We start from the raw sequence: 21,382 nt of genomic DNA on the forward strand, positions 1-21,382 counted from the left end.
TGCCCTGCCCCGTTGATGAAGCGGGAGCACAGCGCCAAAAGCCACCATGCGATGCCTTGATCGGTGTTATTTTCCCGGCGCCAAAGCCTCGTTCACCAAGCGCACGGACAGAAAGGCCGAAAGCCCCTCTGGGCCACCGTCTGATCCCCAACCACTCCAGCCAAGACCGCCGAATGGGGTTTCAGGAGACGCCACCTGAAGCGTGTTGATCGCTGTCATACCAGCATGGATTTCGTCTCCGACCCGGCGCAAGGTTCCCTGATCTGAGGTAAAGGCATATGCCGCAAGGCCATAGGGCACGGAGTTCGCCATTTCGATGGCCTCATCGACCGAGGCAAAGGTCACAATCGGCGCGATCGGGCCAAAAATTTCTTCAGTCAGCAAAAGGCTGTCCGGCGCGATGTTTCCAAGAATGGCTGGCGCAAAATAAAAGCCTTCGCTGTCTGGAACCGCACCCTGCCACAACAAGGATGCGCCTTTATTCAGGGCGTCTGAAAGCAAATGCTCCATCGCCTCGCGACGGCGCACATTGGCCAGAGGCCCCATGTCGGTTGTTTCGTCAAGCCCATCGCCGATCTTAAGTTTGCGAGCGTTCTCGATCACGCGCGCCACAAAGGCATCGTGCACGGACTCATGCACCAAAAACCGCGACGGCGACACGCACACCTGACCCGCATTGCGGAACTTTCCTGCCACCATCAAATTTGCCGCGTGATCGATATCAGCGTCTTCAAACACGATGAAGGGGGCATGGCCACCCAGTTCCATGGTTGTGCGAATAAGGTTTTCGCTTGCCAGTTTGATCAGTTCACGTCCGACCGGAACGCTGCCTGTGAAGGACAGTTTGCGCGGAATGTCAGAGGCGCACATCTGCTGTGAAATGGCTGCTGGGTTTCCGTAGACGACATTCAAAACCCCCGCAGGCAGACCGGCATCTTGGAAGGCGCGCGCGAAATGAAGGCCGGTGAGCGGCGTCTCCTCAGAAGGTTTGATCGTCACCGAACAACCTGCAGCGAGCGACGCCGCAACCTTGCGCATGTAATTCACCGCCGGGAAGTTCCACGCGACCATCGCGACAACTGGGCCGACCGGGTCATGGATCACCCTTTGCGTCAGCCCCGGTGTCACGGCAGGCACAAGCCGCCCATAAACCCGCTTTGCCTCTTCGGCGTAGTAGCTCAGGATTTCGGCGGACGTATTTACTTCGATCCGCGCTTCTTTGATTGGCTTACCGGATTCCCGCGTCAGGTCGCTGGCGATTTCTTCGCATCGCTCGGCAATCAGGGCAGCTGCCTGCGCCAGAACTTTCTGTCGTGCCTTTGGTGTCTCTGCCTTCCAGATCGAAAATCCCTTTGCAGAGGCATGCAGCGCCTTCTCGACATCTGCCGGGCTGGCCGAGGCAAACCCCAAGATCGCCGCGCCCGTGGCGGGATTGATCAACTGAATGGTGGTTTCGCCGGTTCCGTCGCAGAATGCGCCGTCGATAAACTGCATGCCGGCCTGGGGAAATGATGAACTCACAGGTCACCTCTTAATTGTTTGCGCGGTTGCGCTGTGTTTCGGATTATTGCGTGTTGTTCGCAGGCGTTGCGACCTTTGCCGCGCCTTTGCTCACGACACCCTCGGCAAAGCTGACAAAATGCCGTGCGGCGCTGTCTGAGGCCGAAAACATCAACCCGCCGTCCGTCACTGCAGCAACAAAATCGATGCCTGCTTCGATAAAGAACTCGGCCGCGCTGGCACCGGGCGCAAGCACACCCGTGCGTTTGCCCAAAGCTTTCACGATTTTGGATTTCTCACAAATGAGGTTTAGGACCTCTGCATGCGCAGGATTGCCCCGATGTCCCATTGTGGCCGACAGATCGCCGGGCCCGAAAAAGATTGCGTCAATCCCATCGATTTTTGCGATCTCTTCGGTATGTTCAAGCGCTGCCGGTGTCTCAAGCTGCACGATGATAAAGACATTGTCCTTAGCGGCCTCTGCATAGTTGCTGTGACGCCCGTACCTGCTTGCCCGGTGCATAAGGGCATAGCCACGTTTTCCATCCGGCGGATACATCGCTGCCGCAACCGCCGCCTTTGCTTCTTGCGGTGTTTGGACAAAGGGCAGCATGATCGTCTGCGCGCCAATATCGAGGTATTTCTTGATCAAAACCGGGTCGTTCCATGGCAGGCGCACCACGGGCACGATGTCCGAGGCTGAAAGCGCGCGCAGGTGATCCAGCGTGTCTCCAAGGTCCGTCGGAGAATGTTCGTTGTCGATGAGAATCCAGTCAAAGCCAGAATACGACAGGCCTTCGACAACATTGGATGAATTCAGCACCGACCAAATGCCGACAAGCGGACGGGCATGGTTTTCGAATGCGCTGCGAAACGGGTTGGCAGGAAATTTGGTGGTCAAAGTGCTATCTCCTGATGAACAACAAGATATTGATTGAGGGCCTCGGGTAAACGCGTCACCCCGAGGCCATGTTCAGTTGAAAGGGTCCATTGGCCAGCGGTTACCTTTGGCAAAAACGCGTCGCCAAAAGCTGTGCGCAAAGCGCTTTCGTTGACATCCATTTCCAGCTGTCCGCCCGGATGAGCCGCCAGAAGATGGGCAGAGGCCAAAAGGCCGATCCCGCCGCCAAGAAAATGTGGACAATAGGTTTTACCGTGCTTGCGCGCTTCGGTTGCAACAAAGGTGCAGCCGGTCACGCCCCCCCATTTGGCAACATCGGGTTGCAAAACTGACAGAAACCGCCCGGACAGCGCCGCGTCAAAGTCAGTGTATCCGGCGATATTCTCGCCGCCAGCAAGGGGTGTTGTCGTTGCCTCGGCACAGCTGCGCCAGGCAGTTTCATCGGCATCCGCAGGGATAGGCTCTTCAACCCACCCCAGACCCGCGCCGTTTGTAGCCCTTAGAAAGGTCTCTGCTTGCGCAGCGGTCCAGGCTTGGTTGGCGTCAACCAAAAGCGTCTGATCGTCGGAGAGACTCTCTAGAAGATTCAAAATCTCCTGCGCTTCTACTGTAGCGTCCTTATGAAAGCCGACTTTGATCTTGAACCGATCAAACCCAACGGCCTGCGCCTGTGCCACAGCCTGATGCCGCACGTTGAAGTGGATGCCGCTGGCATAGGCTGGCACCTCGTTCGCAGCCACCTTGTTCAGATACTGAGCAAGCGGGCGACAGGATTTTCTGGCAAAGAGGTCCCAGATTGCGGTGTCGAGCCCCGCGATGACCTGCTGAAATGGTCCGAACTCCCCGGCCTGAAGGGCGACAAGGCGCACCCGATCGGTCAGATAGTCGAATAACTGCGCGGGGCGCGTCAGACGTTGGCCTTCTAGAAGCCAGCAAATGTCTTCAACCAATAAGCGCACACGGTGTTCTGGCGCGGCAACGGGCCAATTGGCAAAGATTTCACCAAAGCCGAAACAGCCATCACGATCTTCAACGCGCAGAACGACGGCCCGACGGTCAGACATGCGACCGAATGAAGTTTCGACCGCCACTTTTGTTGGCTCGCGAAACGCCCACACGTCAATTTTCGCGATCTCTACGGGCGTTACTATCGCGGGAATGTCTAGGTGATGCATCGTGCCAACGGTCATATCTAAGAGGCCCTAGCCCACGGGAGCGACGTAAACGCCGACAAGCGGGATGCTGCGATTGCTCGGGGCACGATCAAAACCAGTAAGCCGGTTACGATCATGGAGCGCGTTCCGCGATAGATGAAGCAGAGCATCTGTCAGGGCCTTAAATGAAGAGGTCGCGGAGCTGCTGCCGGGGAGGGTGGGAGCAGCTCCGCTTGGTTTAAGTTGCGCCAACTTGGAAGATGAAAAGACGCAACTCTTTCAAAGGTCGGATTATTTCAGGTTGTCCCCGCCTTCGAAGTAGAACTGCGCGGTATAGGGCGCAGGCGTCCAAAGCTGACCGGCGATTGGCATCGGATCAGGATAGTTGCGCAGGTTGTTGCGCGCGATCCCAAAGGCACCGTCACTTTGCACAAGGCCAACAGTCAAAAGCTGGCTTGTGGCTTGTTCGATCAGATCGTTCAACGCAGCCAGTTGCTTTTCAGGATCTGCTGTGGTGGTCACACCTTCGTAGGTCTCAAACAGCTTCTTGATGTGCTCAGGTGGTTCGATACCATCGGCTGCGCCAACTCCCCAAGCAACCCATTTCGGCGCCCAGTGAACCGCAGTCCCCACTGGCACATAGCAATATGGGTTGGTGTAGGCGTCAACCTGACCACCGCCACAGTTCCAGATGTAGGCGTCATGTTCGCCGCTAGCCGTGATTTCCTGCAGACGGCCACGGTCAGAGGACCGTACCTGGAAATCCAGACCGACATTGGATGCATATTCTGCCACCAGTTCCATCACGTCTGGATATTGCAAACCAAAAACATCGGCGACTAGGAAGACCAGCGTGAAACGCTCGCCATCCGGACCTAGGCGATACCCATCAGAATCGCGCTTGTCCAAGCCGATGCTATCCAGAAGTTCGTTTGCCTTGTCAGGATCAAACTCGGTGAACTGCTTCACCCACTTTTCTTGGTAGAACGGCGCAACCTTATGTGGCGCTGTCTGTGCCGGTGTCCCATCGCCCAGATAGACCAGATCGATGATCTCTTGACGGTCGACCGCGTGGCTTACCGCTTTGCGGAAATCGATGTTGTTTACGATCTCATTCTTGATCGGGTCAGGGTTGTTCAAGTTGAACATCAGGATCGCAACGTTCGCCGGAATGTCAGCCACCTGATAGAAACCGTACTGACCACGGTCTTTGTTATCTGTCAGGGCCGCCAAGTTGGACGAGCGACCGATATGGCGTGCCATATAGTCGATTTCACCATTGAAGGCTTTCAACAGGATGCTTTCCGGATCTTCCACCTGATCCCAGGTCACGCGATCAATATAGGGCAGCTGCTGACCTTCGGCGTCCACTTTCCAGTAATAGGGGTTGCGCTCAGCAACCATGCGCTCTGTAGAGCCGTAACCTTCGACAATATGCCAAGGATGCAGCGTTGGACGGTCTGCGTTCTGCCAGAACAGCGGCGTGTGCATTGGACCGGCTTTCAGGTTGAACAGCGAAATCCAATCCGTTGCCGCAGGTTCTGCATCAACCAAGGCCTGAATGTCAGGGTTATGGTCAATATGGAACTGCTTCAGATAATGCGCCGGATAGTTCACGACGTAGTAGCCGAAACCATAGGCCATGTTCTGCAGGAACAGGCCGTTTGGCTCGCCAAATTTGAACTCGACTGTGTAATCGTCAATCTTTGTGACCTGAACCGGACCGCTAGCGCCTACAAAGTTGCTGTGCTGCACAGGGGTCAGGCGTTTGTCATTAAACACCTCGTTCCAGAACATGATGTCATCGGCGGTGAACGGTGCGCCATCTGACCACTTCATGCCTTCGCGCAATTTGAAAGTGTATGTTGTTGCGTCCGCGGACGCTTCATAGCTTTCAGCAATGTTGGTTTTGACTTCAGACCAATCCGCGCTCCAGCGCACGAGGTTCTCATTCGAGATCAGACGCACCATGTTGTGCTGGTCGCCCCCGCCAAGAATCGCCCGGCGCAATGTGCCGCCGTATTCCCCAATAGAATCCAGAACTTCCATCACCATTGGTTCAGACGGCAGACGCTCTTCAACAGAGGGCAGCTTGCCCGCCGCAACCATCTCTGCCAGTGCTGGCGCTTCTTTGAAGCCCTCGGCCATGGCCATGCCGGCCAAAGAGATCGTCGCAACAGACGCCGCCAAGATCCCCTTCATTCTAAACTGCAAACCCATTCTATCCTCCTCTGTCGAATGGCTGTCCTGAATGAAACATCCAGAAACACTCCGAACGCCATCGGCCAGCTCCCGCCGCCTATGGTGCCTAACATCTGATATCTTAGATTGAGGCGCGAGTCTATTGTCATCACAGATGACGTTTCATTCGGCTCAATTATTCGGTGTTAGTTGACCGCTGCAGCCAATCCAGGAAATCCAACCGGCTTTGTTCGATGTGTTGGCGCGTGGTTTGCAAGAAAGCCTCAAGGTTTTCCTGACGCAGGGTTTCCAAAATACTGCGATGCACGTCGACCGAGCGCTTCAGGACTTCAGCGCTTTTCAAATTACGTGCACGCATCGCCTCAACCTGCGCACTCAGAGGCCGATAGGCTGCCACCAAATATCGGTTCTGAGCGCCCTCCACGATCGCCTGGTGAAACTCGGAGTCCAATTTGACATACCCACGTGCATCGCCTTTTTGGGAAAGGGTCACCATCCCATCTACAATTTTCTCAAGTTTGTTGATGGTGCGAGTCCGGCCAACTTCGTAAAGCCGCTGCGCGGCTCCGACCTCAAGGATAGAACGCAGCGTGCAAATTTGATCGATCTCTTGCTCTGTCAGACTAAAAACAAAACTTCCGCGCTGCGGGTCAACATGCACGAGTCCTTCGCGACGTAGTTCTTGCAACGCCTCACGGATGGGGGTCTTGCTGACCCCAAGCGACTTCGACAATTTCAGCTCCGACAGCTGAGCGCCGAGTTCGATTTCATCGTCAAGGATCGCCGCTTTCAGACGTTCGTAGGTGATTTCTGTCAAAGATTTCGGGCGACTTAGGGAATTGATTTTCACGTTCTCTCCGAAAGATAATTGACATCTGATATACCAGTTTCTACACAAAGTACAACTTATCTGGCACGTGCGACACTGGTGTATCGCATGCTATACGTTACCCAGCCCTGCCCTCAACACTGAAAATGGCGTCGGAAATGAACAAGATAACGCGTATCGAAACCTTTACCGTCCCGCCACGTTGGATTTTCGTCCGCGTTGAGACCGATGATGGCACAGTGGGTTGGGGTGAAGCCATCGTACCAAAACGCAAATCCGGTATTGTCGGGACAATCAGCGATCTGGCGCAGAATCTTATTGGCCGCGATGTCAGCACGATCACTCATTTCGCCCAGTCATTGCGCAAGGGGTCTTTCTTTCGCGACGGCCCGGTGCTTTCGTCGGCTTTGGCCGGGATCGAGATTGCCCTTTGGGACATCAAAGGCAAGCAACTGTCGGCCCCGATTTATGAATTGAAGGGCGGGTCGGTACGGGACAAAATCCAATCTTACGGTTGGATCAATGGCGAAACCACCGATGCGCTTGTCGCACACGCCAAAAAGCGGGTTGAACAAGGCTTTGACGCCGTGAAGCTGACCCCAAAGGCTAGCATCGCACCTTTGCGCGCACACGAAGAGATCGACGACCTTTGCCAACGCATCTCTTCCGTCCGAGACGCGCTTGGCGCTGAAATTGGGATTGCCGTTGATCTTCACGGTCGCTTCTCCCGAGCGTCATTGAAGCCTTTGATAAAAGAGCTAGACGCCTTTTCGCTGATGTGGATCGAAGAAGCCTTCGTTCCAGATTACGATGAGAACCTCGCACATTTGGCACGTGCCTGCCCGCATATACCCATCGCGACCGGCGAGCGGTTGATCACGCCGGGCCAGTTCAAGCGCCTGATGGATGCCGGCACGGTTGATATTGTGCAGCCCGACATCTCTTTGACGGGTCTTTCAAACCTCGAAATGGTTGCACGGCTCGCTGAAATCTATGACGTGCTTGTGGCCCCGCATTCCCCAAATGGCCCAATGTGTCTGGCGGCGTCCATGCAGGTCGGCTTTAGCTGCCCGAGTGTGACTATTCAGGAAACCAGCTGGGGCCTGGACTACAAGCAAAGTCACAAGACCAGCAACAAGGGCGAAATGTCGGACTATGTCTTGAACTCTGACGTCCTGATGCCCGTCGACGGATGGCTGCCTCAGCCAAAAGGGCCGGGGCTAGGGCTAGAGGTGGATGAAAAGGCGGTTCGCGCCGCGCATGCCGATTGGACCATTTCAGATGCAAATTGGGCCCACCCCGACGGCTCTTTCGCTGAGTGGTAGAGATCGCGGCAATTCTCATGACTTGGCAGACGGTGGCGATCCGTTCGCTTTAGACTAGGGAACACCCGACGAGGTGATCGGCGATTGAACAGCCCTAAACCTGCAGGACCAAGGCTGTTCAGATCATCATCAATAGGTCGCGCGACCACCAGAAAGGTCAAACACAAAGCCCGTGGTGTAAGAACAGTCTTCAGAACACATGAAGGACACCATGGCTGCAATTTCTTCGACCGTGCCGGGGCGACCCATCGGGATCTTGGACAGCATGTAAGCCAGTTGTTCGTCCGTCACATCGTCCAGCATCTCGGTCTGGATCACCGCCGGACACAGCGCGTTCACGCGAATATTTGAGGTCGCCAGCTCTTTTCCCAAAGACTTCGTCAAGCCAATTACTGCAGCCTTGGACACCGAATAGGCCGAGGCATTGGGGTTGCCCTCTTTGCCCGCAATCGATGAAATATTGGCGATCCGGCCATAGTCGGATTTCTGCATGATCGGTACAATCGCGCGGCAGGTGTGGAAGATCCCGTTCAGGTTCACGTTCTGCACCGCGTACCATGTCTCGATGGGATATTCGGTGACAGGCACGTTGACGCCTGCAATGCCCGCCGAATTGACCAAAAGCTCGATCCCGCCAAGCTGTTGTTCGGTCTCCGCCGCTGCGGCCTCAACACTGGAATAATCTGAAACATCAACACGTTGGGTGATGACCGTACCCAATGGAGAAAGCGCCTCTGCCGCTTTGGCCAGCGTCTCATCGCTAATGTCCCACAAAGACACAGCCGCACCGCTTTCCAGGAAACGTTTGGCCACGGCAAATCCCATGCCACGTCCACCGCCTGTGATCACCGCGCGGCGCCCTTTTAGGTCAAAACTGCTCATCAAATTGGCTCCTATCGTTGGCCGCGTCGGGCCCTAAATTGTAATGCCGCCGTCAATCGCGACGTTCTGTCCGGTGATCAACGCGCTTTCGTCTGAAACGAGGTAGGCGCACAGGGCGGCGATCTCTTCCGGCGTGCCAAAGCGACCGGTCGGCTGACGATCCATGAAGAAGTCGCGCGCTTTCTGTTCATCGCCAAATGTCTTGGCGAGGTCGGCGATGCGCTGATCCAAACTGGGGGATTGCACTGTACCGGGACTAACTGCGTTGGCACGAATGCCATTGGGCAGGTAGTCACAGGCAATCGATTTGATCAGCCCGACCAGCCCGGCCTTGGTCGCACCGTAAGCCGCCCGACGTGGAAAGCCACGGTTGGCCCCAATCACCGAGGCAATGGCGACGATATTGCCGCCATTGTCTTTCATCTTCGGCAAGGCCGCGCGACAGGTGTAAAATGCGCTGTCTAACGTGATCTGCACCGACCGGCGCCAATCTTCGTCGCTGCATTCCTCAACCGTGCCCTGATGCACAAAGCCAACACAATGGGCGAGGATATCCACTTTTTCAAAGCCGCTGAAATACGCCTGCACCGCTTTTGGATCCGTGCAATCAAGCGCAGACACAGGCCCGTCAAAGCCATCCAGAAGGTTCGCGTTCAAATCAGTGGCATGCACTATGGCCCCTTCGGCGCGCAATCGCTCTGCGACCGCGCGACCGATACCCTGACCGGCCGCAGTGACGACCGCCAGCCGACCCTGCAGCCGCCCGGTCATAGTTTAACAACAGTCTGGGCTTGGTCGCCCAGACCCTCGATGCCCAAGGTGACCTTGTCGCCGGGGTTCAACCAGACCTGCGGGTTCATGCCCGCACCCACGCCCGGAGGCGTCCCGGTGCAGATCAGATCGCCCGGCTGCAATTCTGTGAATTCGCTGAGGTAGCTGACAATTGTCGCCACATCAAAAATCATCGTGTCAGTATTGCCGGTCTGCATGCGTTTGCCGTTAACATCCAGCCACATCGACAGCGCCTTGGCGTCACCAACTTCCTCGCCAGAGACAAGGACCGGGCCGGTTGGGCAGAAATTCGGGAAGCTTTTGCCCTTGGCCCACTGCCCGCCACGCTCCATCTGCCAGGCGCGTTCGCTGACATCGTTGACCAGCACATAGCCCAATACGTGATCCAGCGCGTCTTCTTTGGAGATGTTCAGGGCCTTCTTGCCAATCACAATCCCCAGTTCCACTTCCCAATCCAGCTTGGTCATCTTTTCGCTGAACAGGATGTCATCATTCGGACCGCAGTAGGTCACCGAGGCCTTGTTAAAAAGGATCGGTTCATCCGGCACCGGCAGACCTGCCTCGGCTGCGTGATCAGAATAGTTCAGACCAATGCAGTAGATATTAAAAGGCTGCGCCGTTGGCGGCGCGATCCGTTTTCCGTCGATGTCTGCAACCGGCAAGCTGGCTGGGTCCACAGACTTCAACTGCGCGATCACCTCGGGTGTCAGGGCGCGCGGACCAAAATCCCCCACGATGCTGGAGGCATCGCGTGCAACGCCGTCCGCGTCGAGGATACAGGGGAGTTTAGAGCCGTCGCGGTCTCCGTAGCGCATCAATTTCATTCTGACTTGTCCTTATCGTTTGCTTTGCCCCACCAGGTGTTTGCCAAGGATTGGCCAGCCGCAAAACTGCCCTGCCCCAACGCGTCCTGAATCCGCAGGCACTCATTCCATTTTACCATACGTTCGGACCGTTGGAACGACCCGACTTTCAACTGACGCCCACCCAAGCCGGTGCTCAGGTGCGAGATCGAGGCATCCTCGGTCTCGCCCGACCGGGCGGAAACGATTGTCCCCCACCCGGCCTTCTGGGCCGCTCTGAACGTATCCACCGCCTCAGAGATCGTCCCGATCTGATTGACCTTGATCAGCACCGCATTGCAGGCCTGATCCGCAATCGCTTCTTCGACAAGCGCGGCACTTGTCACAAGATAGTCATCGCCGATGATCTGAACGCGGTCGCCAAAGCGACGGGTGAATTCGATCATCCCGGCCTTGTCATCTTCGCCCAACGGGTCCTCGATCGAGGCGATCGGATAGGCATCCAGCCAGCCACCCAGCATGTCGATCATCTGACCGCTGTCCATGTCGCGATCTTCCAGCGCCAGACGGTAGGTGCCGTCCTTGCCAAATTCCGACGCCGCAATATCCAGCGAAATCACGACGTTTTCGCCCGGCTTCTCGCCCGCTTTTTCAATCGCCTGAACCAATGTTTCCAGGGCTTCTTCGTTGCTTTTAAAGACAGGCCACCAGCCGCCTTCATCTGCGACGCCTGCCAGGTTGCCGCGCGACGCCATGATGTCGCCAGCTGCGAAATAGACCTCATTGGTGATTTCCATCACCTCGTCAAATGTTTTGGCGCCAGGCACCATGATCATAAAGTCCTGAATATCCACCCGACGGCCAGCGTGTGCCCCGCCGCCAAAAATCTGAATTTCAGGCAAAGGCAAAGAAGGGGTGCAGCCGTATTTGTCTGCCACGTGTTTCCACAGCGGCGCGCCTGCATTGGCCGCCGCCGCATGCAGCAGCGCCAGAGATGTCGCCACTGTCGCGTTCCCGCCCAGCGTTTCTTTCAACGGCGACGGGTCCAGTTCCAAGATCGCCGTATCCGCGCCCAGTTGGTCATTTACGTCGCGCCCAACCAAGGCCGAAGCAATCGGCCCATTCACACTGGCCAGCGCCTTGTCGATGCCCTTGCCTTGCAGTCTGTCGCCGCCATCGCGCAGGTCAATGGCTTCACGTGTGCCCCGAGACGCCCCGGCAGGCGCAATCGCCCGGCCTAAGGTACCATTTTTCAAGATCACATCGACCTCAACAGTTGGATGGCCACGAGAGTCCCAGACGCGACGCCCAGAGATGGATTTGATTGCAGTCATGAACGGATTTCCTTCAGCGCAATTGCAATATTGTCAGCGAAATCTGCCACCGTGGTGACAGGCGATTTGATCAAGGGGATGGCGACGCGACGCACCGTCTCGCGACCGGCCTCATCCAGATATTCCACCGGTGATTTGCCATCGACCCGCGCCAGCATCAGGGCAGGCAATAACCGGCAAATGCGCGCTTCCAGATCGGCGGGCGCTTCCCATGTGATATGGGTCGCATAAGCCGCCCAGAAGGCTTGCACCTGAGTCAGCAAACTATCGCTAGAGCCGGGCAAATGAATGGCTTTCAACACCAGATGGTTCAGACAGAATGAAGGATCAAAACTCGCGTCCCCCATTGTCGCGCATTCCGCATCCAGCACCAAAGGCACGTCATCCCGGAAAAGGATATTTTTGGGGCTGACATCACCATGCACCAGCACCGCGTTGCCGTCATAAAGCATCTCTTCAAGCGCGCCGAGAATAGCCGCAAGATCAGGGTGGTTCTGGGCCGTGTAGCCAAGATAGGGTTCGATCCGCAGCGCCCGGAAATCATCTCGGTTCTGAAAGGCGCTGGTGTCAAATCCGTTCGCAGCCGATGCCTTGTGAATCTGGCCAAGCATATCGGCCACGCGCGCCGCCTCGCCTCGGTCTTTGGCCTCTGCCAGCAAGGCGTCTTTCCAAAGATAGACCCCCTGCCCGTCCAAAAATTCCATCGCAAAACCATGCGCGGTTTCGGACCGGCCATAAAGGCGCACCGAACTGTCCGGCAAAATATCTGCCGCCACTTTCAACCAAGCGTATTCCGCCGCGTTGCGATGCACCGGTGCTTGCCAGTCCGCCGCCACACGCAGCTTGGGCAAGGCAAATTTCACGCAGATTTTCTGATCCGGCAGAACCACCATCGCGATGTCAGACGCCACGCCGCCGGTCAGGGGCCGCACCTCGGAAACGTCAGAGGCAGCCCCAAGGCCCAATTCGACAACAAGGTCACGGCAACGTTGGTCCAACTCGGTCGACACGATGATTCCTCTTGATTTGTTCACGTGAACAATTAGTCTATCAAGTGAATTTCTGTCAAGACAGGAATTGGCAAATTTGCTAGGACGGCGGAAACACCAAGGGGCTTTGTTTGACAAAACGCGTCACGATCAAATCCATCGCGCAGGATCTGGGGATTTCCCACATGACGGTCTCTCGCGCGCTGTCAGATCACCCCAATGTCCACAAAGACAAACGCGAGGCGATCAAGGCGCGGGCACGTGAGTTGGGCTATGTGCCCAATGCCGCCGCCAAAGCCATGCGCGGGGACGGCACCAAGATCGTCGGGCTGCTTTTGCCCAATATCACCAACGAATTTTATGCCCGCTTCGCCAACGCCATGGCGCTCGCCTGTGAAGCAAACTCATTACATCTGATCATCCACCTGACCAATGACGACAGCGCATTGGAACGTCAGGCTTTGGAGCGGCTGCGCGAAGTGCAGGCCATGGCGGTCTTGATGGTACCGACGCCTGCCACATCCCCGCATGAACAACCATCCGCGTCAGGACTGAACGTCATCCAACTGGTGCGCCAGCGCGCCATCGACGGCACCAGCGGCACTGTTCTGATTGATGATCACAAGGCAATCCACGACGCGGTGGTGCACCTCGCACAGCAAGGCCATCGCGCGATTGGCTTTATTGGGGCCAACAACAATCTGTCCTCGGGCAAACAACGTCTCGCCGCTTTCCGCGCCGGGTTGACCACGACCGGGCTGAGCGAAGACGCAGCACTTGTGCACACCGGCAGCCCGTCTTTTGAGATGGGACGCAGCTGCTTTGGCAAGCTGCTAAAGGGTAAATCGGCAACCGCACTGGTCTGCGGCGGCGTGGAAATTTCCAACGGCGCGCTGAGCGCCCTGATGGAACATGGCCCCGGTTCTGCAAAGCAACTGGCCTTCATTGGCTACGGGGACCCATCTTACTACCGCTGGCTCGCCGGCGGCATCTCAACCATTCGCCTGCCCATCGATGCTTTGGCCCAAGAAGCCATGGCCCTGCTGCAACCGAATGGGGATGCGGCGAAAGGGTCAGGCCTCCGCAAACTCAACGCCGAACTGGTTTTGCGTGGGCCGTAAGAGGACATGCCCTTAAGACAGGAGCGCATAATGTATTCTGACGAAGAAAAAGAGGCGTTGCGGACCCTGCTGATTGCACGCGCAGAGGACGAAACACTTTCACCCGCCGAATTTGATCTGCGGTTGAAACGCATGTTTGAGAGGAAAAAGATCGCGCTAGGGATCGTACCGAACGAACAGAGGCCCGAAAACGAATAGCACCGCCGCGCCAAACATAAGTTTGGGCGACAATGCGATAGCGGCGTCAGGACCAGCAGTTAAGGTGCGTCGAATCTGCTTTGGGCCACGGCCTCGCCAAGTTCTTCCAGCTTAACGAGGGGTCGCCCCGGTCCTAACTTTGGTGCCTCTATCGCATTGCCCCTCCCCAAAATGCCTGCCCGGGACCCAGCCCGGAGAGGCGGTGGATTCTTAACGGCCCATCCAGCCGCCATCGACGACCAGAATTTCGCCGTTCACATAGTTTGCTGCGTCTGATGCAAGGAAAACCACAGGACCTGCGAAATCTTCGGGCGTGCCCCAGCGACCCTGCGGGATACGCTCTAGGATGGCTTTGGAGCGCACGGGATCATCCTGAAGCGCTTGCGTGTTGTCCGTGGCGATGTACCCCGGCGCAACCGCGTTCACATTGATGCCTTTGCCAGCCCATTCGTTTGCCAAAGCTTTGGTCAACTGACCAACGCCGCCTTTGGACGCCGCGTAACCCGGCACAGTGATGCCGCCCTGGAACGTCAGCAGAGATGCCGTGAAAATGATCTTGCCCTTGCCGCGCTCGATCATGCCGCGACCAATTTCACGCGACAGGATGAATTGCGAGGACAGGTTCACATTGATGACCTCATCCCACAGCGCATCCTCGTGTTCCGCTGCCGGTGCACGTTTGATGGTGCCAGCATTGTTGATCAGGATATCAGGTTTGACGCCGTCCGCTTCCAACTGTGCAGCAAAGCCAAGCACCGCATCCCGAGAGCTGAAATCGCATTGATAGGCTTTGAAATTGCGCCCGATCTCGCGGACGGATTTTTCCACCGCACTGCCTTCCAGTTCCAAGGATGCACTGACGCCCACGATATCGGCGCCAGCTTCCGCCAGTGCTTCGGCCATCCCGCGCCCAATGCCGCGTTTGCAGCCAGTGACGAGCGCGGTTTTTCCGCTCAGATCAAACCGGGAAAGAATGCTCATGACAGGTCCCCCACTTTGATCAAGCTTTTCATCGCGTCGGGGCTGGAATCCAGCGATTCAAACGCGGATTGAATGTCGGCCAGAGGGCTGACGTCGGTGATGACCGTGTCCGCATCCACACCGCCGCTTGCAATGACGTTGATCGCTTTCTCGTAATCTTCCGGCTCATAGACCCGTGCACCAATCAGCTGCAACTCGCGCCAGAAGAACTGGAACATATCGACCGCTGGCTTTTTGGCATGAATGGCAACCATGACAATCCGGCCACGGGTTGCAGCAACCGCTGTCATCGCATCCACACCCGGCTGCGTGCCAGACACCTCAAAGACCACATCCGCGCCTTTGCCACCGGTCTTTTCGGTGATGGTCGCAACCAGATCGGCTTTGATCGGGTTCACTGTCTCAAAGCCAAGCTTCTCGGCAATCGCCAGACGCTTTTCATTGACTTCAGAGATCGTGACTTTGCCGCCCGCATCCCGCGCCACCATGGCAACCAAAAGGCCAATCGGCCCACCGCCGATCACAACAACGTCTTCGCCTTCTTTCAGGCCGGACATACGCACGTCATGGCAGGCGACGGCCACAGGCTCGATCAGCGCCGCGTGATCCAGACGCAGATCATCCGGCAGCACGTGCAGCGTATGGGCTGGGACGGTCCAGAATTCCTGCATGGCGCCATGGGTATCCAGACCAAGGAACTTCAGCTTGTGGCAGATATGTGGATGGCCAGCGTTACACGCCGGGCAATCGCCGCAGGGGTCCAACGGGCGCACAACAACTTTCTGTCCCGCCGTAAAGCCCGTCACACCGTCACCAACGCTGTCGATCACGCCGGACATCTCGTGGCCAATCACACGGTTGTCGCCCACCCGCGCATCCATGTTGCCATGGAATACATGCATATCCGTGCCGCAAATCCCGCAGTAGGCCACGCGGATCGTCGCCTCCCCTGCGCCCGGCACCGCGCGTTGCGTCTCTTCTACGGCAAAGGTCTTATTGCCGCGATAAAAGGCCGCTGTCATCGTTTCAGCGTTCATGAGTGCATTTCCTTATGTGCGTCTTCTAGTTTGCCCCAGTCAAAGGTCACACCGACCCCCGGCTCCATCGGAGCCAGTGCCATGTGGTTTTCAATCTGAAGCGGTTGCAAAGTGTATTCATCAATTGGGAAAGAATGAACTTCGATCCATCCCCGGTTTTCCTGCGCCGACACAAGGCTGACGTGCAGCTCTTGCATGCCGTGTGAACAGACGGTCACGCCGTATTTCCGGCTCAACTCGGCAGCCTGCAGCCAACCCGTGATGCCGCCGCAATTGGACGCATCAGGCTGCACGAACCCAAGGTTCGCCTGCTCAAACGCATATTCGAATTCATGGATTGTATGCAGGTTTTCCCCCATCGCCAGCGGGATGGTAGACTGTTCGGCAATTTCACCGAACCCTTTGTAGTCATCCGGGATGGTCGGTTCTTCGAACCAGACAAGATCAAAGGGTTCAAAGGCTTTGACCGCCTTGATCGCTTCATCCACGGACATGGAATAATTCGCATCGACCATGAACTTGATGTCCGGGCCGATCAACTCGCGCACGGCCTTGATGCGTTCGACATCTTCTTCCAGCGTCGGCTGGCCGATCTTGATTTTCACCGCTTTAAACCCGCGATCCAGATAACCTTGGATTGACGCCAAAAGCTTTGGCAGTGGGAAATTCAAATCGATGCCACCCGCATAGGCCGGACATTCGCGGGAGGTCCCACCAATGTATTGCCACAACGGCTGGCCCGCCGCCTTACAGCGCAGGTCCCAAAGCGCAATGTCGACCGCAGAAATCGCAAACGAAGCAATCCCGCCGCGTGCAACGTAATGCAGGTGCCACTGCATGGCGTCATAGATGTCTTCAACCTTGCTTGCGTCCTGCCCAACCAGCCAATCGGCCAAGTCATGTTCAATCATCGCCGCGATCGACCGGCCACCTTTGCCCCCGGTATAGGTGTAACCAGTGCCTTCCGCGCCATTGTCCAATTGCACGGTGGCGGTCACCAGTTCGAAATGGGTGTGATCCCCGTGTTTCGCGTCCGAAAGCACTTCGGCCAACGGGACATCAAATACCCGAACCGTGACCTTGACGATCTTTGCCATCTCTTTTGTTCCTTTCCCGGTGGCGACACCTGATCCCCGGCGCTGCCATCATTGTTGGTCGTCTTTTCCGTTCCCGATGCGGTTGATCCGCATACCCGCAGACGGGTCTGGCCGTTCCGGCCTAGTCCCAATTCATGTAAAGGCTTTGCTTGCGCAAATAGCCATCAAAACCGTATTTGCCGTCTTCACCGCCAAGGCCCGATTGCCCCCAGCCATTGTGGAAAGCATGAACCTGTTCACCATTGGCGCGGTTGACATAAATTTCCCCGAAGTTGAGCGCATAAGGCGTCTGCATGATCCGGCGATGGTTCTGTGTAAACAAGTAAGCCGACAAGCCAAAATGGGTGTCATTTGCCAGTTTCAGCGCTTCTACGAAATCGCCCACGCGAACTGCAGGCACCACCGGGCCAAAGACCTCGTTTTGCACAACAGAATTGCTGTTGTCTTTCACCTCAAGCACTGTCGGCGCGATCCAATGACCCTTGGCATAGGCGCCTTCGGTCAAGGCCCCGCCTTCCAGCAGCACCTCTGCGCCCTCGGCCACTGCAGCGGCCACAATAGAGCCGATTTTGTCGACTTCCGGCCCGCTGACCTTTGGCCCCATATCGGGGTTGGTCATCGGGTCGCCGATGGTCAGCGCCGCCGCTTTGGCAACAAATTTTTCAAGGAATTCATCCGCAATGTCCTGATGCAGGTACATGCGTTCATTGCAGGTGCAGATCTGACCACAGTTGGTAAAGCGCGCCACCACCGCAGCCTCGACGGCCTTGTCGATGTCCGCGTCCTCCAGCACGATGAACGGCGCTTTGCCGCCCAGCTCCAGACGCAGCACTTTCATGCCATCCGCCCCTGCACGGAAAATTTCGCGCCCCGCGCGGTTGCTGCCGGTCATAGTGACCATGGCGCTGATCGGATGTTCCACCAACGCCTGCCCCACCACCGGACCGCGCCCGGTGACAACATTGAACAATCCCTTCGGAATGCCCGCCTGCTCGGCCAGGGCCGCAATATACAAACCTGACAGCGGCGTGATCTCATGCGCCAACAAGACAAAACCGTTGCCCGCCACCAACGCAGGACCCAGTTTCCGGGTCGCCAGCGCCGCCGGATAGTTCCAAGAGGTCAAACCGACCACAACACCATAGGGATGGCGACGGATGTGGATTTCCTCATTGCGATTGTCTGAAACCAGAATGTCGCCTTCAATGCGCCGTGCGTTGTCTGCTGCGTGAAACAGAAACTCTGCCGTCGCGCCCACTTCGCCCTTCGCCTGATCCAGCGGCTTGCCCTGCTCGGTCGTAATCAGCCGAGCGAACTCTTCCGTCCGCGCAAGGATCAATTCACCCAGTTTGCGGACAACACGCCCGCGTTCCACTGCTGGCACCTTTGCCCACAAAACCTGCGCATCGCGCGCCGCTTCCAACCCAGCCGCAGCATCATCAGCCGTGCCCAGCGGTGTGGTGGCGATCACCTCTTCATTGGCGGGGTTCTCAACCTCAACAACCTCTGCGCTGCTGCCAGAGGTCCACGCGCCGTTAATAAACATCTGTGCGGCAAACACCTGGCCGGGTTGAATATCAAATTGCGTCACAACGATCCCTTTTTGGTCATACCAAACGTCATTCGTTGTTCATCAAAATACCGATTCAGTCAAGGCAATTCTCCGAATTTGGGGCTGATCTCGGCATTTTTATAGACTTCTTGTCTTATTTGGTGTGATCATATAGCCAAGAGGAGAGACACAGGTCCAACGCAATTGTTACGGCGCGGTAGCCGGATTGGATGCAACGCGGCAGCGCCACCATCGCTGGCAACCGTTGGGAGGCAGCGGCTGGACCGATCCGCCCTTGTGACAACATTTACTCGGCCTCGGCTCTGCTCTAGACAGCTATGAGGCCACAAGACGTGGTAGACGGTACGAAAGGAATGCGCGGTGCAAGGGAGTGAGGAAAAAGGACGCGCGGCTGATCTGGTTGTCAGAAAGCTCGCGCAGAAAATCCAATCAGGTGAATTGGCCGATGGACAGCCCCTGCCCCCCGAACGCAACCTGATGGAAGAATTCGGCATCAGCCGCACCGTGGTGCGCGAAGCGGTTGTCGCACTTTCAAACAAGGGCCTGATTGAGGCCCGTCCCCGCCACCGCCCTGTGGTGCGCAAACCGGGCTATGACGCGGCTTTTGATTCCATGGAAAGCGTGGTCTCGCATTTGCTGCACGAACCCGGCGGCGTTCGGAACCTGTTTGACAGCCGCATCCTGATTGAATCCGCCCTCGTGCGCGAGGCCGCCAAACACGCCAGCAAGGATGATATTGTCTCGTTGAAAGAGGCGCTGACCGCAAACGGTGCGGCAATCCACGACAGCGAGGCCTTCTATCAAACTGACATCGGCTTTCACCGTGTGCTTTATAATATCCCGCGCAACCCGGTTCTGCCCGCGATCAACAAGGCCTACACCAGCTGGCTCGCCCCACATTGGTCCCAGATGCCCCGCCTACCCGATCGCAACCAGAACAACTACGAGTCGCACCAACGGATTTTCGAAGCCATTCTGATGCGCGATCCAGATGCCGCAGAAACCGCACTGCGCGAACACCTAAATGACGCCTGGGAACAGGTTCGGAAAACTTTCGGAGAATTGTAAATGGCGACAAGCAAACGCCCTATCCAGTCGGTGTGCTGCATCGGCGAGGTGATGATTGAGCTGGTGAATGGCCGCGACGGCAAAATTGCCCTTGGCGTGGCAGGCGACACCTACAACACCGCCGTCTATATGAAGCGCGCCCTGAAAGAGACGGATGTGACGGTCTCTTATTGCACAGCCCTAGGCACCGATCCCTATTCCGACATCATCCGCAAAGCCCTGACAGGCTATGGTCTGGACACAAGTTGCATCGAAACCCGCAACGACAAAATCCCCGGCCTTTATGCCGTCGACACAGACGAACACGGCGAACGCAGCTTTACCTACTGGCGCTCTGACGCGGCGGCGCGCACCCTCTTTCAAGACCCGTGCGAAGTCTCGCTCGACACGCTGTCGCGCTTTGATCTGATCTATGTCTCCGGCATCTCGATGGCGATCCTGCCGCCGGTGGTGCGTGCACGCCTGATCCAGTTTATCGAAACCTTTCGCGCCGAAGGCGGCACGTTTGCCTACGACAGCAACTACCGTCCGCGTCTTTGGGAAGATCAGGCCACCGCGCAGGAAATCAACACTCGTATGTGGCAACTCGCCGATATCGCCCTGCCTTCGATTGACGATGAAATGGCGCTGTTTGAGGATGCTACCGAAGCGGACGTCCTTGCGCGCCTTGCCGAGGCGGGCGTCGCATGCGGTGCCCTGAAACGTGGCGCCGAAGGCCCGCTTGATCTGGCGGGCGCAGCCATCGCGCAGAACCTCAACACCGTTGAGAAAGTCATCGACAGCACCGCCGCCGGAGACAGCTTTAACGCGGGCTACCTCGCAGCCTACGTGCTTGGCCAGCCAACACAGACACAGATGGAAGCTGGCCACAATCTGGCCGCGCGCGTCATCACGCATCCGGGCGCGATCATTCCCGAATAGGCGCGATTGGACAGAATCGCGGTCCATGGCGCAAGCTCTGCTGGCAAGGTCAGCAAAGGAGCACGCGCCATGCACTACCACCGCTTATTTGCCAGCGATGACGGCGAAAGCCATTGGGAAGACATTGACGTCACCTATGCGGAACGCAGCTTTGCGCCGCCCGCACAAAAGATCGAGATTTCTGAACCCGAGCCTGTAAAGACCTGCCTATTCCTCAGGCTGAAATCCGGCTGGAACGAACCAAAACACCCTACCCCAGTGGCACAAAGGCTGATCTGCCTTGCCGGTCAGGTCCGCGTCACCGCCAGCGATGGCGAGGCGCGCGTAATTGGTCCCGGCGACGTCTGGCACATGGAAGACAAACACGGCAAAGGCCACCACACAGAAGTGATCAGCCCGGACGATTTCGAATGCGTGATTGTTCAGTACGATTAGGCCGGGCGGCCCTGCCTAGTGCCAACCAACCCGAGGCGCACGCGGGATCTGATCCTTCGCACGGCTGCGGATCATATCCATATGCTCTCGGCGCACCGCGCCCGCACCCGGATCGTCAAACAGATTGACCATCTCATCGGGGTCTTCCTGCATGTCATAAAGCTCACCCGTATCGGTTTTCAGGTCCACCGACATCCGGTACCGCCCGCTGCGCACAGTGATCAAGTCCATGTCCATACC

Annotated in this window: 20 protein-coding genes and 1 pseudogene; 6 read left to right on the forward strand and 15 right to left on the reverse strand. The window is 56.9% G+C overall.

Annotation, left to right across the window (positions count from 1 at the left end; translation table 11 throughout):
* Nucleotides 1-66: 66 nt before the first annotated feature.
* From BUA39_RS09665 to BUA39_RS09685, 5 genes are all read right to left on the reverse strand, one after another.
* Entirely contained in the window at nucleotides 67-1,521 is a 1,455-nt protein-coding gene (locus BUA39_RS09665) for an NAD-dependent succinate-semialdehyde dehydrogenase (RefSeq protein ID WP_207546216.1), read from the reverse strand.
* A gap of 43 nt (nucleotides 1,522-1,564) precedes the next feature.
* Complete coding sequence (locus BUA39_RS09670; RefSeq protein WP_072793003.1) at nucleotides 1,565-2,401, reverse strand: HpcH/HpaI aldolase family protein; 837 nt, start codon at nucleotides 2,399-2,401, stop codon at nucleotides 1,565-1,567.
* Nucleotides 2,398-3,591: a mandelate racemase/muconate lactonizing enzyme family protein gene (locus BUA39_RS09675; RefSeq protein WP_242648575.1), complete on the reverse strand. Its 1,194-nt coding sequence runs from the start codon at nucleotides 3,589-3,591 to the stop codon at nucleotides 2,398-2,400. The genes BUA39_RS09670 and BUA39_RS09675 overlap by 4 nt, the downstream gene beginning before the upstream one ends.
* Before the next feature lie 255 nt (nucleotides 3,592-3,846).
* A complete protein-coding gene (locus BUA39_RS09680; protein ID WP_072793005.1) occupies nucleotides 3,847-5,775 on the reverse strand; it encodes an ABC transporter substrate-binding protein in 1,929 nt (642 codons plus the stop codon).
* 157 nt (nucleotides 5,776-5,932) lie between these two features.
* On the reverse strand, nucleotides 5,933-6,607 hold the full coding sequence (locus BUA39_RS09685) for a GntR family transcriptional regulator (protein ID WP_072793006.1): 675 nt from the start codon (nucleotides 6,605-6,607) through the stop codon (nucleotides 5,933-5,935).
* 137 nt (nucleotides 6,608-6,744) lie between these two features.
* Between BUA39_RS09685 and dgoD the strand changes: the two genes are divergently transcribed.
* On the forward strand, nucleotides 6,745-7,911 hold the full coding sequence (dgoD, locus tag BUA39_RS09690; protein WP_072793007.1) for a galactonate dehydratase: 1,167 nt from the start codon (nucleotides 6,745-6,747) through the stop codon (nucleotides 7,909-7,911).
* Nucleotides 7,912-8,040: 129 nt separating this feature from the next.
* Here dgoD and BUA39_RS09695 read toward each other — a convergent pair whose 3' ends face one another.
* From BUA39_RS09695 to BUA39_RS09715, 5 genes are read right to left on the reverse strand one after another with little or no spacing between them, the layout of a single operon-like run.
* The gene (locus tag BUA39_RS09695) at nucleotides 8,041-8,793 is read right to left on the reverse strand and encodes an SDR family NAD(P)-dependent oxidoreductase (protein ID WP_072793008.1); all 753 of its coding nucleotides are present in this window, start codon (nucleotides 8,791-8,793) and stop codon (nucleotides 8,041-8,043) included.
* Nucleotides 8,794-8,826: 33 nt separating this feature from the next.
* The gene (locus BUA39_RS09700; protein WP_072793009.1) at nucleotides 8,827-9,564 is read right to left on the reverse strand and encodes an SDR family oxidoreductase; all 738 of its coding nucleotides are present in this window, start codon (nucleotides 9,562-9,564) and stop codon (nucleotides 8,827-8,829) included.
* Entirely contained in the window at nucleotides 9,561-10,409 is an 849-nt protein-coding gene (locus BUA39_RS09705) for a fumarylacetoacetate hydrolase family protein (RefSeq protein ID WP_072793010.1), read from the reverse strand. Before BUA39_RS09705 ends, BUA39_RS09700 begins: the two co-directional genes overlap by 4 nt.
* Nucleotides 10,406-11,722, reverse strand: a complete 1,317-nt coding sequence (gene eno, locus BUA39_RS09710) for a phosphopyruvate hydratase (RefSeq protein WP_072793011.1) — start codon at nucleotides 11,720-11,722, stop codon at nucleotides 10,406-10,408. The genes BUA39_RS09705 and eno overlap by 4 nt, the downstream gene beginning before the upstream one ends.
* Entirely contained in the window at nucleotides 11,719-12,732 is a 1,014-nt protein-coding gene (locus BUA39_RS09715) for a phosphotransferase family protein (RefSeq protein WP_084604888.1), read from the reverse strand. Before BUA39_RS09715 ends, eno begins: the two co-directional genes overlap by 4 nt.
* A 110-nt stretch (nucleotides 12,733-12,842) precedes the next feature.
* Here BUA39_RS09715 and BUA39_RS09720 point away from each other — a divergent pair, with 110 nt between their 5' ends.
* A complete protein-coding gene (locus BUA39_RS09720; protein WP_072793012.1) occupies nucleotides 12,843-13,832 on the forward strand; it encodes a LacI family DNA-binding transcriptional regulator in 990 nt (329 codons plus the stop codon).
* A 30-nt stretch (nucleotides 13,833-13,862) separates the two neighbouring features.
* A complete protein-coding gene (locus BUA39_RS16815) occupies nucleotides 13,863-14,030 on the forward strand; it encodes a hypothetical protein (RefSeq protein WP_165610515.1) in 168 nt (55 codons plus the stop codon).
* Between the two features lie 210 nt (nucleotides 14,031-14,240).
* On the opposite strand, the gene BUA39_RS09725 is transcribed toward BUA39_RS16815, so the two are convergent.
* The 4 genes from BUA39_RS09725 to BUA39_RS09740 all read right to left on the reverse strand — a co-directional run bounded on the left by BUA39_RS09725 (nucleotide 14,241) and on the right by BUA39_RS09740 (nucleotide 18,736).
* Nucleotides 14,241-15,005 (reverse strand): SDR family oxidoreductase, encoded by a 765-nt coding sequence (locus BUA39_RS09725; protein ID WP_131814596.1) that lies wholly within the window; start codon nucleotides 15,003-15,005, stop codon nucleotides 14,241-14,243.
* A 2-nt stretch (nucleotides 15,006-15,007) separates the two neighbouring features.
* Nucleotides 15,008-16,048 (reverse strand): zinc-dependent alcohol dehydrogenase, encoded by a 1,041-nt coding sequence (locus BUA39_RS09730; RefSeq protein ID WP_110721837.1) that lies wholly within the window; start codon nucleotides 16,046-16,048, stop codon nucleotides 15,008-15,010.
* Complete coding sequence (locus BUA39_RS09735) at nucleotides 16,045-17,145, reverse strand: mandelate racemase/muconate lactonizing enzyme family protein (RefSeq protein WP_072793014.1); 1,101 nt, start codon at nucleotides 17,143-17,145, stop codon at nucleotides 16,045-16,047. The genes BUA39_RS09730 and BUA39_RS09735 overlap by 4 nt, the downstream gene beginning before the upstream one ends.
* Nucleotides 17,146-17,266: 121 nt before the next feature.
* Nucleotides 17,267-18,736 carry an aldehyde dehydrogenase family protein gene (locus tag BUA39_RS09740; protein ID WP_242648576.1) on the reverse strand — a complete coding sequence of 490 codons (1,470 nt, stop codon included), beginning with the start codon at nucleotides 18,734-18,736 and terminating at the stop codon, nucleotides 17,267-17,269.
* A gap of 342 nt (nucleotides 18,737-19,078) precedes the next feature.
* Here BUA39_RS09740 and BUA39_RS09745 point away from each other — a divergent pair, with 342 nt between their 5' ends.
* The 3 genes from BUA39_RS09745 to BUA39_RS09755 all read left to right on the forward strand — a co-directional run bounded on the left by BUA39_RS09745 (nucleotide 19,079) and on the right by BUA39_RS09755 (nucleotide 21,142).
* Complete coding sequence (locus BUA39_RS09745) at nucleotides 19,079-19,786, forward strand: FCD domain-containing protein (RefSeq protein WP_072793015.1); 708 nt, start codon at nucleotides 19,079-19,081, stop codon at nucleotides 19,784-19,786.
* On the forward strand, nucleotides 19,787-20,707 hold the full coding sequence (locus BUA39_RS09750; protein ID WP_072793016.1) for a sugar kinase: 921 nt from the start codon (nucleotides 19,787-19,789) through the stop codon (nucleotides 20,705-20,707). It abuts the gene before it with no gap.
* Nucleotides 20,708-20,776: 69 nt separating this feature from the next.
* A complete protein-coding gene (locus BUA39_RS09755; RefSeq protein WP_072793017.1) occupies nucleotides 20,777-21,142 on the forward strand; it encodes a cupin domain-containing protein in 366 nt (121 codons plus the stop codon).
* 15 nt (nucleotides 21,143-21,157) lie between these two features.
* On the opposite strand, the pseudogene BUA39_RS16910 reads toward BUA39_RS09755, so the two are convergent.
* A pseudogene (locus tag BUA39_RS16910) lies at nucleotides 21,158-21,382 on the reverse strand (sulfatase/phosphatase domain-containing protein); the annotation flags it as partial.

This window comes from Cognatishimia maritima (genome assembly GCF_900129685.1).
Taxonomy (GTDB): Bacteria; Pseudomonadota; Alphaproteobacteria; order Rhodobacterales; family Rhodobacteraceae; genus Cognatishimia; species Cognatishimia maritima.

Bases quoted from the DNA above. Each gene is read 5' to 3' on its own strand.
- BUA39_RS09675 (WP_242648575.1), bottom strand. From the start codon at position 3,591: ATGACCGTTGGCACGATGCATCACCTAGACATTCCCGCGATAGTAACG.
- BUA39_RS09680 (WP_072793005.1), bottom strand. From the start codon at position 5,775: ATGGGTTTGCAGTTTAGAATGAAGGGGATCTTGGCGGCGTCTGTTGCG.
- dgoD (WP_072793007.1), top strand. From the start codon at position 6,745: ATGAACAAGATAACGCGTATCGAAACCTTTACCGTCCCGCCACGTTGG.
- BUA39_RS09695 (WP_072793008.1), bottom strand. From the start codon at position 8,793: ATGAGCAGTTTTGACCTAAAAGGGCGCCGCGCGGTGATCACAGGCGGT.
- BUA39_RS09700 (WP_072793009.1), bottom strand. From the start codon at position 9,564: ATGACCGGGCGGCTGCAGGGTCGGCTGGCGGTCGTCACTGCGGCCGGT.
- BUA39_RS09705 (WP_072793010.1), bottom strand. From the start codon at position 10,409: ATGAAATTGATGCGCTACGGAGACCGCGACGGCTCTAAACTCCCCTGT.
- eno (WP_072793011.1), bottom strand. From the start codon at position 11,722: ATGACTGCAATCAAATCCATCTCTGGGCGTCGCGTCTGGGACTCTCGT.
- BUA39_RS16815 (WP_165610515.1), top strand. From the start codon at position 13,863: ATGTATTCTGACGAAGAAAAAGAGGCGTTGCGGACCCTGCTGATTGCA.
- BUA39_RS09730 (WP_110721837.1), bottom strand. From the start codon at position 16,048: ATGAACGCTGAAACGATGACAGCGGCCTTTTATCGCGGCAATAAGACC.
- BUA39_RS09735 (WP_072793014.1), bottom strand. From the start codon at position 17,145: ATGGCAAAGATCGTCAAGGTCACGGTTCGGGTATTTGATGTCCCGTTG.
- BUA39_RS09750 (WP_072793016.1), top strand. From the start codon at position 19,787: ATGGCGACAAGCAAACGCCCTATCCAGTCGGTGTGCTGCATCGGCGAG.
- BUA39_RS09755 (WP_072793017.1), top strand. From the start codon at position 20,777: ATGCACTACCACCGCTTATTTGCCAGCGATGACGGCGAAAGCCATTGG.